Raw genomic sequence first — 13417 nt, forward strand, 5'->3', positions numbered from 1 at the left:
TCCTGAGCAACCTTTGAGGGGACATAAACAGCAAAATCCACACTGCCGGTTCGCAATTTCGAAGCCAGGGAAATAGCGGCAAACTCACTCAAACCATGGTCCAGACGAAGCTGAGCGAAGTCCGCCTTCCGCCTCGGATCAATTTTAGGCAGACGAACAGTGACCTTGTATTCCCGACTCTGTTTCATCCGCGACAGGCTGCTGAGCAGTTTTCCCAGCGCCGCGTTGTAGAGCTTCCTTCCATGCTCCTCGGACTGCCGAAGCGAACGAAAGTCATCCGGAGATGAAACAATCTCCGTCTCGAACACAAAGGTTTTCGTCGTGGATCTTGCCAACATACCCTCCAGCCGAACAAATGTATGGATGCCAGAAGCATTTGGCAAGAGGAAAACAAAGAATCTCCGATGATGGGAGATAGCCAGGTCCTCTGACCTCCAGCCAAAGCCTTCTGCTTCCTCGTCGACTCGGGAAAGCTTATGGCTGGAGTACGCCGGACGTTTGATCGATCAAAAAAAAATCGTGAGCTGATCCTTGAACCAAAAAACTCAACTTTTTTTGCAAATAGCCGATAACGCACTCACGGTACCACTCACCGATGAGGCCATTGATGAAAAACTACGAATTTTTTCTGGCAGTTACACTTATCCTTGCCAGTGCAGGATGCAATAAATCCGGCTTCAATGGCAAAGGCGCGTCGGATACCGCGAACACAGGCAACCTGGGGGGCGTGGACAGCGCGTTTTCAGGTCCCAATGCTGTGACGGACAGTGTGACGATTTCCAGGAATGTGGACGTGATTATTGCGCTGGACTCCAGCGGCAGCATGGATGAAGAACGAGCCGCTGTGTCAGCGAATCTTAATAAAATGATCCTGGCTTTGCAAAAAGGCAGCCTCGATCCCAAGGTCCATTTGATCGCAGGAAGCGACAACGATGAAGACGAAGCCCCCGTCGCAGGTCCCGCCTTCGTTTTTCCCGCCGATGTCGATGCCAGCAAGGTGGCCTTGATCCCTCAGAAAATTGGCAGCCATGATGCTTTGGGCCATGTGGGTCAAACGCTTTCAGGCGCTTATGCGGCTCGCTATCAAACAGTCAAAGGCACGCCGATGAATCCGCCTCTGGCCTTCCGTCCGGAAGCTAAACTGGAAGTGCTGGTGATTTCTGATGACAATGGTTTGAATGGTAAAGGTGCGGCCAATACCATGGTGGGCAACACAGCCCAGGATTTTGATCCGGCCAATAAATGGAAGGCGACCGTCAGTGGCGTTATTGGAATTCCGACGTCCGTTCAGGCGGCAGGCGTGTGCGAAATCGCAGCCGTCGGTCAGGAATATATTACGCTGGCCGGACAGACCGGCGGCACGATTCTGGATATCTGCTCGCCTGATTGGACGGCGATGATCGATCGCTTTACCAAGGATGTGCTCAAGCGAAGCCAATCGATTCAACTGTCCAAGGAGCCTCTGAACCCCGAGACCATGCAGATTACCTTAGGTGGCAAGGTGCTGGCCCGGGACGCCTGGACTTATGATGCGACCACGCGCCTCGTGACGCTGGCAGCATCGGTCACCATCGCAGCCGGCCTCGAGTTGAAGGTGAATTATGAAACCAAGCCTTAATGACATCTCGAAATTTCCCGGATAAAATGCCATTTTGGGCGCCGACTGAGCCTTTTGAAAGGACGCGCCCATGAGTCTCTCCCTAAAAGCCTATGATACCGCCACCATTGAAAAACATGCCGAAATGCTGGCCAACCGGGCGCATAAGGTCTGGAAAAAACTCCACCCACGCTTTGAAAAGCAGAATATCGGTGTGTTTCGCATCTACGACCGCGATATCCCCGAGATTCGCGCCGTGGTGGATTGGTATGAAGGTCATGTGGTGCTGGGCGAATATGTGCGGGAGCAAACCGCAGGGATGCCCTATCTCGATATCCTGGGCCAGGCCATGCGGGAAAAATTCTCGCTGAGCGAGGAGCAGCTGCATCTTCGGCAACGCCAGACTCGTCCGTTGGATGGGGCACGCTATCCCAGGCTTGAGAAAAAAGGTGAGCGCATCGAAGTCCGGGAAGGCGATCTTCGCTTTCTGGTGAACCTGGATGATTATCTCGATACCGGTCTTTTTGCGGATCATCGACTCACCCGCGGCTGGATCCGTGACGCGAGTGCGGGCAAGCACGTGCTGAATCTTTATGGTTATACGGGCGCGTTCAGTATTTATGCCGCCAAGGGCCAGGCAGCTTCGACCACCACCGTGGACATGTCCGAGAATTACCTGGACTGGGCTTTGGATAATTTCAAGCTCAACGATCTGGTTGATCTCGAAAAGCATAGCGCCGTGGCTGAGGAAAGCCGGTTTTTTCTGCGCAACGCAGCCCGGGAAGGACGCCGCTGGGATATCATCATTCTGGATCCGCCCTCATTTTCCACCAACCGCGCGGGTCAGGAACTTTTGGAAATTCAAAGGGACCATCCCGATCTGATCAATGAAGCCATGGCGGTTCTGAAGCGTGGCGGCAAACTTTATTTCTCGACCAACCATCAGCGCTTTCAGCCGGAATTCACTCGGGTACAGGCGGGTTCGATTGAGGACCTCACGGAAAAATCCACACCGATCGATTACGAAGGTCGCACGCCGCATCGTCTCTTTGTGTTCTCCTGACATAGGTCGGCACCGAATAAAAATAAAAAGCCCAGGATATGCAAATCGACCCGACGCCCGATCCCTCGGACGTGTGGTCGAGGTCGTGCAAAAATCCCGGGCGCTTACTGAACGGCAGCCGCGCGCTGGGTTTGCCAGCCGCGGTAGATCACACCTTCCTCGCGCTTGAGCCGATGGCCCGTCCGGGCATCGGTGCAGCACACGTCTTCCGTCTCCGATTTGCTCAATGGGAAATAGTCGCCGTTGCCAAGGAAGATGGCATAAATCAATTTGTAAGGAAAACGGACGGGGTCGCCGTCCGTCGATCGGCCTTCATAGGACAAGTTCGTGAACTGCCTTATGATGAGACCGCCCGAATTATGGATGCCGTAATCCAGCAGGGTCAGCAGCTGCTTGCGATGATCGCGATGGTAGCCAACACTGCCCGTTTCACTGACATCAAACACAAAATCGGAAGTCTCATCGTCCAACAGTATGCTCAGTGTCACCACTTTTTTGCCCGGCATATCCCGGATCAACGTCAGAAGTTCGCGTGCTTTCTTCATGCCTGTGCTTCCCCCTCCGTGGACACGGGACAGCCCCGAGCGCGAGGTTATCCCGCTTTTTTGTTGAAAGCAAAGTGCAGAACATCATCCTTGACGGACACATGGATTACGCCGCCTTTCGACATCTCGCCGAACAAAAGCTCGTCAGCCAAAGGCTGTTTCACTTTTTCTTCAACCAGACGGCGAATCGGTCTTGCGCCGTAGGCTTCGTCGTATCCTTTCACTGCCAGCCAAGCGATCGCTTCCTGGTCGAACTCGAGCGTGACTTTTTTCTTCGCCAGTTTATCGTTGAGTTCATCAACGAATTTCTTCGCCACCAATTGCACCACGTCCTGAGGCAGAGGCCCGAAGGTGATAATGGCATTCAAACGGTTGCGGAATTCAGGCGAAAAACTTTCCTTCACCGCTCGCGACAGACCTTGGCCTTCTTCGGTACGAGCCCTTGTGGTCTTGTCAAAGCCAATGGACTGCTGACTCAACTCCTTCGCACCCGCGTTGGTGGTCATGATGATAACCACGTTGCGGAAATCTGCCTTGCGACCATTGTTATCAGTCAACGTGCCGTGATCCATCACCTGAAGCAGAATGTTTTGCATATCAGGGTGAGCTTTTTCAATCTCATCCAGCAAAAGCACGGCATGCGGATTCTTGGTGATGGCATCGGTGAGCAGACCGCCTTGATCGAAACCCACATAGCCCGGAGGCGCACCGATCAAACGCGACACCGAATGCCGTTCCATGTACTCGCTCATATCAAAGCGAATCATCTCGATACTCATCTGCTTGGCCAACTGCTTCGCGACTTCGGTCTTACCGACACCAGTCGGCCCTGTGAACAGGAACGAACCAATGGGCCGCTCTTCATCGCCCAGACCGGAACGCGACAGCTTGATGGACGCCGCCAACGCTTCAATCGCCCGATCCTGACCGAAGACCTTGGCCTTCAGACGGGCATCCAAATCACGCAAGGACTCCCGTTCCGTGACAGTGACCTTGTTGAGGGGAATGCGGGCCATCTTTGCTACAACGGTTTGCACCATTTCAGCAGTAATGGTTCGATTGCCCTTGCCGTTGGGAGATTTCAAAGCCACAGCGGCAGCCGCTTCATCGATCACATCGATCGCCTTGTCAGGCAACTTGCGATCGTTGATATAACGTGCCGAGAGATCCACAGCGGCCGACAAGGCTGCAGGTGAATAGTGCACGTTATGATGCTTTTCGTACTGACCTTTGATGCCTTTCAGAATCTTCAGCGCATCTTCGCGTGAAGGTTCCTCGATATCGATCTTTTGGAAACGACGTGCCAGGGCATGGTCGTTTTCAAAGTGGTTGCGATATTCCTTGAACGTGGTCGAGCCCATGCAGCGTACATCACCCGAAGCCAAAGCTGGCTTCAGAATGTTGGACGCGTCCAAAGCGCCTCCACCCACAGCGCCCGCCCCGATGATCGTATGGATCTCATCGATGAAGAGCACGTGTTTCGGCATCTTTTGCAGAGCTTTGATCACACCTTTGAGCCTTTGCTCAAAGTCACCACGGAATTTCGAACCCGCAATCAAGGAGCCCATATCGAGCGAGAAGACCTTGAGCCCGCGAAGGGCTTCCGGCACATCATTACTCACCACGCGCAACGCCAAGCCTTCGGCCAGCGCTGTCTTACCTACACCGGCATCCCCGACAAAGAGGGGGTTGTTCTTCCGGCGTCGGCAGAGCACCTGCATGATGCGCTCCAACTCAAAATCGCGGCCGATCAAAGGATCGATTTTTCCCTGACGCGCGCGCTCGACGAGGTCGACCGCAAATTTACCCAGCGGATCCTTGGATGGGGCTTCCCCTTCGTCCTCGGACTGACCTGGCAAAAACCGCGAGGGACTGTCTTCGGCATCGCTCGGCTCATCGGCATTTTTGCTGACGCCATGCGAAAGGTACTGGATCACATCCAGTCGTGTGATCTTTTCTTTTTCCAGGTAGAAGACTGCAAACGAATCTTTCTCCGAAAAAATGGCAACCAGAACGTTTGCGCCCTGGATTTTTTCCTTGCCTGCTGACTGCACATGCTGCGCAGCCCTCTGGATCACTCGCTGAAAGCCGATGGTCGGCTGTGGCAATTGACCCGAGCGCAGGGAATTGTTGTCAATGTGTTCCTCAAAGAATGATTCCAAATCACGACGGACATTGTCGATACTGCCACCACAAGCTTCAATCGCTTCGCGGGCCGTTGCGTTGTGGAGAAGAGCATAAAGAATATGCTCGACAGTTACGTAGGGATGCCCACGCCGTGTTGCTTCACTCACCGCTAGATTCAGACTTATTTCGAGATCTGGGCTAAGCATGCTAATAACCGACTCCTTTCACGCCCTCTCCATGACGCACTGAAGAGGGTGCCCGTTTTGCCGTGCTTCTTCGGTCACCAAGGTTACCTTCGTCTCGGCAATCTCATAGGGGTATATACCACAGAGAGCACGCCCTTCGTTATGGACTTTTAACATAAGATCGGTGGCTGCCGCGTGATCCTTGTTGAAGTATTTTTCCAACACGTGAACGACAAATTCCATTGGTGTATAATCATCGTTCAACAAATAAACCCCGTAAAGGCGAGGTTTTTGTGTGAGGACTCTTTCCTTCAGTATGATGCTGGTATCGTTGTCGCCAGCTGGTTTTCCGCCCATGTCCTATTCTCTCCTCAACTCCGACAAGGATTCTCCACTCATCATACCCGAAGCAGACTTCCCTAAGATAGAAGGTAAGTAGGAACATGGGGGTGTCAAGGGGAGTACATAATAAGAAAGTTATAAGAGGAGAATAAGAAACAATCAATCGAGGCGAATAACTACGCGGCGGTTGGCTTTGCGCGCATCTTTCAAAGACTGTCCTGTTTTACCTTCAATAGGTACTTTTGGCTGCGTATGGGCGACCGCTAAAACCCGCATCCGATTTTCATTAAGTCCTCGTTGCTGGAGCGTCTTGAGCAGAGCAATACCGCGTGCCGAACTCAATTCCCAATTGGATTTAAATTGCCGGGATTGAATCGGCAGGTCATCGGTATGACCCTCGACGATGACCTGATAACGATCAGGAGTCCGGGATAAAATGCGAAGGATTTTTTCGGTCGTGGTGGCGAAGGCCGCCCCGGTTTGAGCCGAACCCGAGGAAAACACCAGGTTTTCACTGAACTCAAGGAGCAGCCCGTTGGCATCGATTTGGACTCGGGCGTCCTCTTCCAGCTTCAGCTGCTTGATGACCCTTTCCAGATCTTCGGCAATCACCGTAAGATTCGTCGCCTTTTCACTGGCCGGGTTCTGGGGTTGCACGGCACTGGCCACAGCATCGAACTGCTGCTGGTCGGGCTTGGACATCGACAGCATCAAGGCGAAAAACGCCATCAAAATAAAGGTGAGGTCGGTGAGGCTGTAAAGCCAAAGCGCTTCCTTTTTCTTCAGCTTGATGCGTGGGGGGTTGGCGCTATCGAATTCCGCCATGCTTCACCTTTTCTGCGGCGACGCGGCTGCGGGAGGCTGACCACCCGACCCCTGGGGCCGCTGCGTATACGTACTCATGATATCGCGCATGTGAATGCTGGACTTTTTACCTTTCAGCGACAGCACGCCTTCCAAAACCATAAGGTCGATCTGCAGGGATTTTTCGGCTTCAAGCGCAATCTTCTCACTGCAGGGCGCGTAAATAATATTGCCCAAAATCAGACCATAGAAGGTGGTAATCATCGCCATGGCCATGCCGCTGCCAATGGATGCTGGATCTTTAAGGTTGGCCATCATTGAAATAAGACCCATGACGGTCCCCATCAGTCCGATACCAGGAGCCAAACGAGCCAGGTTATCAAAAAGATTATTAGCCAGTGACATCCGCATCTGCTGGGCGTTGATCTTGTTTTGAATGTTGTGACGAATTTCTTCGGGTGTGAAATCATTGACGATGAGAGAAAGACCATCGCGCAGAAGGGGGTAGCGAACCTGATTACGCACCTTGATCAATGATCCTATGCCTTCTGACCGCACAAGCGCCGAAGCCGATGTCAGCACATCGATGACTTCTTTTTCTGATCGACCTTGTACGCGAAACAAGGCTTGAGCCAGGATCGAAAAACCCACTGCAAAGTCACGCAATCCGTGGGAGAGAAGCATCACACACGGCGGCATGATACCGAGCAGGACAATACTGGGCTTGTCCAAATACCCATGAAACGACGTAGCCGGATGCGTCGCTGCAAAGTACAAACTGTAGATAATGCCGATCACACCAATAATAAGGGACACGTGGAGACCTCCGTTCCCTGGGAGCCCTAGCTTCATTTTAAGGGGGACCGCTGGGACTGTCAGTCAGCAGGCTTTGCCCACGTCCAGGTATAAATAGCCCAAACTAAAGTGTCAGAAGCCATAAAATTCCTTTGTTTATATCTCAATACCTAGATTGACCGACCCTATATTCGATGTTAAAAGAGAAACATGGTGAAATAGACGAGAAGATTATTATGTCAAACGGCTGCCGTGGTGGGCTACCAGGCTGCATTGCAATATGTCGTACTCCGGGAGGGTGCCTTGCATGAAAAAGGATATGGCGGTCAAATACCCCCATTCAGCCAATCTCTTTCAATTCTGTCGCAAGGTACTCGATCATAAATTTGGTGGCATTCGCGTTATCGATCAGGACGTCGGCCAGATCCTGGGCTTTGATCCGGCTGACTGCAGTCACTGGAAAAAAGGCAAAAAGAATATCCGATCCATTCAAGCCATGAAGTCGATTGCCAAGCACCTCGGTGTGGATGAGCGCCTTGTGGTGGATGTCGCATCCGGGGAAATGACTGAATGGGAAGCCTTCTTCGAATACACGGGTTATGGTGATTTCACTCCGGACCCCAAGGTCCTGGACTCAGCAAAAAAAGACTATTATCGGCGTAACGCCAACAGCTGGGGTCGTGACAAGGAACTGGAATTCAAAAAACAGTTCGAAGTGAACGAGCCGGAAATCAACCGCATCGTGCGCAGCATCCATGAAACGATCAATTTCCACGAAGCCCCGCTTTACCTTCCGGAAATCGTCGCCGCTTATCCTGAACTGGCGATGCGCGCCGTGGATAAAAGTCCCGAAAAAACGGAAGAGCCCATCGCCGTGTTGGAGCCCGAGCCCGGCCGCATCATGATCGAGTATCCTATGGACGTTAAGATGCGACCCTACATTCGCTATCGCATCGCGAAGGCCATGGCAGGCTATTTCCTGAAAAAAAATAATGTGACGCCACCAGCTGATAACGCGGAACACTCGGCTTATATCGCCGAAGTGCAGGCCAACCTTTTCGCAGCCAAGCTTCTGACCCCGGCCTATCTGATTCGTAAGGAACTGGCGAATCTTGATGCGGCCAAGGATATTGTCGCCCAGCTCGCGGACGTATTCTGGATGTCGAAGACCTTTATGAACGGTCGCCTCAAGGAAATCCTGGAAAAATCGGCTGAAATTTGATCACCCCTAAAGACTGGAGTCAGAACCTTCCTTCCGTTAGACTGATTGTGGGCGTCAGATTTCCCGATGCCTCTCTTAAGATCCAGTGGAACGGAGGAACAGATGGCGACAAGCCACCTAAGCCTGACTCTATCTATTATCCTGAGTCTGGCCACTGACATCGCATGGTCGCAGCCAGCGGCCTCATCCATACCCAAACCGGATCAGACCCCGGCTCCTGTCAATCCAGGAGTCCGTCCTATGCCGGCAACCAAAGCACCGCCTGTGGCAGCCCCAACCACGGCGGCTCCCGCGGTCACAGGCGCAAGAGCTCCGGTGATGGCACCAACCGGGGCGTCGTCGGCCAATCCAAGGGCGATTCTTCAGCGCTACGCTGATGGTCTGGCGATTCTGCTCCTGAACCTTGGCGCTTACAGTGACCCCACTCCCGAACAAAAAAATCGGATGATGATAGCCCTGAATAGTTTAAAAGGCATCGCCTACGAGGTGCAGCCGCTCCTCGCGACATCAGCGACCGATCCGGTGATGCGTTACATTTCGTTCGACTTATCCAAACAGTTCCTGCGCCTGGAAGCAGCCATCATCGCAGGAACATTTAATTTCGCCCGCTATCTGCTGCGGCAAATTACCCAGTACACGGTCCCCTGGCAGCAGGGTACCGCTCTGAAAACGCCTGGACTCTTGCAGTTTCCGGAACCACCGGCGGCGCTGAGCGATCTGGAAAAAGCCGAGTACTATGCGGGCATCAAAAAATTTGAAGAATCCATGCTCGCCTATGAAAGAGTTCTGAGCGACCGGCAGTTTCGTCGAACGCGCCCCGAGATTTGGGAAAAGGCTGTGGAAAATTTAATGGCCATTACGATCCGAGTCCGAAACGATGCGCACATTACCTTGGAAATGAGCAGCGCCTTGCGCGAGGACTCGAACGCCAAGGACGCGCAAAAGGAAATGCTGCAGTCCTGGCGAAATTCGGCAAAAGCCTGGACCACGGAAGGCGTGGGTCAAAAGCTGAGCGGCGCTGACCTTTTGAACAAGGCCCAGCAGAGCATCGACAAAGGCACGCAGCTGAGCGCCAAGGGCCACAATTTTGGAACGATCGAATATCTGCGCGCCATGTCCCTGCTCAATGAACTCGCCATGAGTCAGGAACCCGATGCGTTAAAAGCCAAGGGCTTCCAGCTGACCGGTAAAACCGGTGAAAAACTGCGGCATGTGTTTCTGTGGATGCATCCCGATGCCTACTATGAAGCTTGTATTCGCGCCCGCCCCCATTCGGCGGAATCACGGGAATGTCTCAAACTCCTCGAGACCTTTCAAACGCAGCAAAAGGATGTCGTCACGGATCGCGATAAGCTCAAACAGCTGACAGAAATCGCCCGTTAACCCCACGTGGCCGGAGAAATCCGGCCCTCAATCCCCTGATATAATTCATCATAGCATCCCGCCTTTAAGGTTTCCCCATTTCTGCCGATAGCATAAGGGGGACTATATTATGAAGCAAATTATGATCCTGGCGTCATTATTGGCCCTGGCGGGGGCCTGCCGCGAGACGCGAGCCATTAGTTCGACCGAGGTCGGGAGCATTAACCAAAGTGCGAACTTCTCGGTTTCCGATGCTGAAGCCGAACGCATGATGGAAATCATTCGCAGCAAGATCGAGCGGGGCGAGGATCTCTCGCCCAACCTCACGCGCATCATTCAGATCGTGATGGATAGGCAAGGACCGGATTATGCCTGGAAATCTTTGCAGGTCGATGCCGATCGGCAGCAGCGGCTGCAGACCAAATTTCAAACCTATAGCAAACTCTATGAATCAGCGCTGGACCCGGCTGGTTTTGTTGAAGGATGCGATGGACTTCTGTTTACGTCCCTCCTTGTCGCTTCAGGTCTAAATCAGGATATCGCGGTCGCTGAATCCAGGGCCCAACCCGGACGCTGGTATCGGTCCGCCGCCCATGATTGCTATCCGACAGGACAGAGCCGCAGTTCCATCAGTCGGGATATGCTCCTGGGCTTGAGTCTGGCGCTCTGGCAAACATCCGATGGCAGCGCTGTCAATCGTCTGCTGCTCTATAGCGAAAAAAACAAGGGTGTCCTGGGTGATGCCATCGATGGCGTGGAACTGGCTGGTGCCGCCACCATGAGTCCCAGCCTGCTCAGTCTTTACAGCGAAATCGATTATCGTTTAAACGGGCGCAACTCGACCAACCGCGGATATTTTCCTGAGCTTGGCAAAAACTTTGTAGGCTTTGAAGCCCATCTCATGTCCCTTCGCCTGATTTTGAAGTCCCGACTTTATGGAGGCCTCATCGAGGGCGATTTTAACCTGATCGCCTCTCAGGTCAGCACGCAGCCGAAGAATGCCCTTTTTCAAGCCATTTATCATGGCTTCACTGATGGTGATGGCAACCTGGCCGCCGACATCCTGCTCGATGAAAAATATTTTCCATCCAACGCCCTGCCCGGCAGTGCGCAGCGCTGTGAACTCTACCTTTGGCAACGGGATCAAGACACCAAGGATTGGCAACCGTGCACCAGCGAAAATCAGACGTTCCCGGCCGTCGACTTTTTCTGGGTCCATGCGCTTCTGAACAACAGTCTTCGTTAAAAGAGGGCTCCCATGCTGCGATTAAGGATGATCGTCCTGATTCTTTGTTTTGGGATGGCCGAACCGGCTATCAGTGCCCCTCGCGCGTCCACCAAAAAGGATGGCAAACCTGTGGAAACCCCCGAGGACAAGGCCAAACGCCTGCGTCCAGGTTGGGCTGCTTCACTGGAAATCGGTATTCCCCATCTGATCGATTTGGGCCTGGGTTACGTGCAGCCCAAAGGCGAAAGTCATGTGGGTTCGCTGGGTCTTTTGCAAAAGAATCTCGCCTCGGGACGCGGAGTGCGGGACATCAAGTTAAGAATGCAGCACCTCGAATATCGCTTCCGTAGCGAACCCTCCGAACGTCATCCTTTGTTCTGGCAGATTGCAGGTGGCTATCAGGAAATTCAGGTGGACGGCACACGTTCGGTAACGCTGAACCAGAATGATGTGAATTTTACCACCGATATCCAAGGCTCGCTCTTGATTCGCAGCCTCTACTGGACCCCCAAAGTCGGTATTACCAAACACTTTATCAGCGGTCTGACCCTGAGCTGGGGTTTTGGTTATATGATCCCGGCCTTGGTCACATCGGATTTTTCCAGCAAGGTTCCGGATGATCCTTTGATCGACGAACTTTTGCAGCAGGTGGGGTCCTATCAGCTCACCAAACGCGACTTGGAACGTATCGGCAAGCGCGTGGGACAATTGGGCATTCCCCATGTGGACCTGATTGATATCATCTGGCGATTTTGATGCAATATTCGGGTCCATCAACCGTCCTGCTTGAGCTTAATCCTCAACCAGGAGACCCTTGCCATGCACGCTTCCGCACTGACCCAAGCTGACATAACGCAGGCCAGAGCCACCAAATTCGTGGCTGATGTCTATGTCCGCATGATCCTGGCCCTCATCACGTCCTCGGTGATCGGCTATGTCTCGATCCAATCCGGCTTTTTGCTGAGCAGCCTCGAAACCATGGGCCGCGGCCTGACACTGGCCATATTTGGCACTCAACTCCTAACGGTCATCGCCTTTCAGGGTTCCATCTTCAGCATGAAACCGGCATTGGCCCGCGCGTTGTTTGCGGTTTATGCCGTCATCACCGGCCTGACCCTGGGTCTGGTGGGACTGATCTACACCCTTGATTCCATCCTGATGGTGACCATGCTGTCCAGCGCGGCTTTCGCAGGTCTGGCGATTTATGGCAAAACCACCCAACGTGATCTCGGTCCCATCGGGGCGTTTGCTCTATCAGCTCTTATGATGCTCATGGTCTTTGGTTTGGGCCTCTTGCTCACATCCTTCGTCCCGGCTCTCCAACCGTTTATGGACGCTGCTATGAAATTGCATGCGGTGATCGGGACGGTGATTTTTTCCGCCATGATCGCCTATGAATCACAAAAATTGAAAGCCATCGCCCGGCAATTGGCCCAGCAAACCGCCCATGATGATGAAATCGAAGTCTTTGTGAACAGTGCAGCCTTGAGTATGTATATGAACTTCATTGGACTCTTCCTGAGTCTCATGCGTCTGCTCGGCAGCCGCCGCTGAACCTAACGAGGTTTGGGAAAAAGTCCATAAGGCAGGGTCAAGGGCACGCGGATCCAAATCATCCGCAGGCTCTCCCGCGCCCTGACCTCCCAGCTCGTATCATACTCACCCTGATGCACAATAAAATCCCTCGCCCCTATGGGAAAATCCAGATCCCCGAGGCGCAGGGACCCCTGACCTTCGATCACAATCGCAGCCCAACCCAGTCCACCTCGAATATCGCCACCTGCCTCGTCCCCGGTTGGCAGCTGCAGATCTTGCAAACTCACCTCGGGGGTGACGAGGGGTACGGGACTGCCGGCACCCAAAATAATTTTCGCCCGGCCCTGCATCGGGAATTGCTCGGCGTTCCATGCCTAGTAGCGGGGCGGAACATCCACCTGCTGACGAAAATGGGGATCGAGCCAGATCTGAAGGCTTTCAGCCGGAGTCTGCACAAAGAGTTCTTCGTGCTCCATGCCGGATCCCGTCTGCATCAGCTGCAAACCTCCGGCTCCAATCCTGGATTGGTGGCCCAGTGTATCCCTATGCTCGATCGTACCTTCCAGCACGTAGGACATGATCTCGAAACCCCGATGCGGATGCGGCTCCAC

General features: G+C 53.2%; 14 protein-coding genes and 1 pseudogene. 7 read left to right on the forward strand and 8 right to left on the reverse strand.

All coding sequences use genetic code 11. The features are described 5' to 3' along the window. Window positions 1-338 (reverse strand): annotated as a pseudogene (locus VE954_RS29935) (hypothetical protein); the annotation flags it as partial. A 269-nt stretch (window positions 339-607) separates the two neighbouring features. Here VE954_RS29935 and VE954_RS29940 point away from each other — a divergent pair. After that, window positions 608-1618 (forward strand): hypothetical protein, encoded by a 1011-nt coding sequence (locus VE954_RS29940; RefSeq protein WP_324959879.1) that lies wholly within the window; start codon window positions 608-610, stop codon window positions 1616-1618. Between the two features lie 70 nt (window positions 1619-1688). After that, complete coding sequence (locus VE954_RS29945) at window positions 1689-2660, forward strand: class I SAM-dependent methyltransferase (protein ID WP_324959881.1); 972 nt, start codon at window positions 1689-1691, stop codon at window positions 2658-2660. Between the two features lie 104 nt (window positions 2661-2764). Here the strand turns inward: VE954_RS29945 and VE954_RS29950 are convergent, their stop codons facing one another. The 5 genes from VE954_RS29950 to VE954_RS29970 form a co-directional block, all read right to left on the reverse strand. Next, window positions 2765-3205, reverse strand: coding sequence for a hypothetical protein (locus tag VE954_RS29950; RefSeq protein WP_324959883.1), 441 nt, complete (start codon window positions 3203-3205; stop codon window positions 2765-2767). Between the two features lie 47 nt (window positions 3206-3252). Beyond that, window positions 3253-5538: an ATP-dependent Clp protease ATP-binding subunit ClpA gene (clpA, locus tag VE954_RS29955; protein ID WP_324959885.1), complete on the reverse strand. Its 2286-nt coding sequence runs from the start codon at window positions 5536-5538 to the stop codon at window positions 3253-3255. Window positions 5539-5556: 18 nt separating this feature from the next. After that, entirely contained in the window at window positions 5557-5874 is a 318-nt protein-coding gene (clpS, locus tag VE954_RS29960; protein ID WP_324959887.1) for an ATP-dependent Clp protease adapter ClpS, read from the reverse strand. 144 nt (window positions 5875-6018) lie between these two features. Then, a complete protein-coding gene (locus VE954_RS29965) occupies window positions 6019-6684 on the reverse strand; it encodes an OmpA/MotB family protein (RefSeq protein ID WP_324959888.1) in 666 nt (221 codons plus the stop codon). Between the two features lie 3 nt (window positions 6685-6687). Further along, window positions 6688-7479, reverse strand: coding sequence for a motility protein A (locus tag VE954_RS29970; protein WP_324959890.1), 792 nt, complete (start codon window positions 7477-7479; stop codon window positions 6688-6690). Window positions 7480-7765: 286 nt separating this feature from the next. On the opposite strand from VE954_RS29970, the gene VE954_RS29975 reads away from it, so the two are divergent. From VE954_RS29975 to VE954_RS29995, 5 genes are all read left to right on the forward strand, one after another. Beyond that, window positions 7766-8680: a hypothetical protein gene (locus VE954_RS29975; RefSeq protein WP_324959892.1), complete on the forward strand. Its 915-nt coding sequence runs from the start codon at window positions 7766-7768 to the stop codon at window positions 8678-8680. A 102-nt stretch (window positions 8681-8782) separates the two neighbouring features. Beyond that, entirely contained in the window at window positions 8783-10063 is a 1281-nt protein-coding gene (locus VE954_RS29980) for a hypothetical protein (RefSeq protein ID WP_324959894.1), read from the forward strand. A gap of 109 nt (window positions 10064-10172) precedes the next feature. After that, window positions 10173-11288: a hypothetical protein gene (locus VE954_RS29985; RefSeq protein ID WP_324959896.1), complete on the forward strand. Its 1116-nt coding sequence runs from the start codon at window positions 10173-10175 to the stop codon at window positions 11286-11288. Between the two features lie 12 nt (window positions 11289-11300). Beyond that, on the forward strand, window positions 11301-12026 hold the full coding sequence (locus VE954_RS29990; RefSeq protein WP_324959898.1) for a hypothetical protein: 726 nt from the start codon (window positions 11301-11303) through the stop codon (window positions 12024-12026). A gap of 63 nt (window positions 12027-12089) precedes the next feature. Beyond that, a complete protein-coding gene (locus VE954_RS29995; RefSeq protein ID WP_324959900.1) occupies window positions 12090-12824 on the forward strand; it encodes a Bax inhibitor-1/YccA family protein in 735 nt (244 codons plus the stop codon). A gap of 2 nt (window positions 12825-12826) precedes the next feature. Here the strand turns inward: VE954_RS29995 and VE954_RS30000 are convergent, their stop codons facing one another. Continuing rightward, a complete protein-coding gene (locus tag VE954_RS30000) occupies window positions 12827-13156 on the reverse strand; it encodes a hypothetical protein (protein ID WP_324959902.1) in 330 nt (109 codons plus the stop codon). Window positions 13157-13180: 24 nt separating this feature from the next. Beyond that, window positions 13181-13417, reverse strand: a 237-nt coding sequence (locus tag VE954_RS30005) for a pirin family protein (RefSeq protein WP_324959903.1), incomplete at its 5' end; no start/stop codon positions are given.

Origin of the sequence: Oligoflexus sp., from assembly GCF_035638955.1 — a bacterium.
Classification (GTDB): Bacteria; Bdellovibrionota_B; Oligoflexia; order Oligoflexales; family Oligoflexaceae; genus Oligoflexus.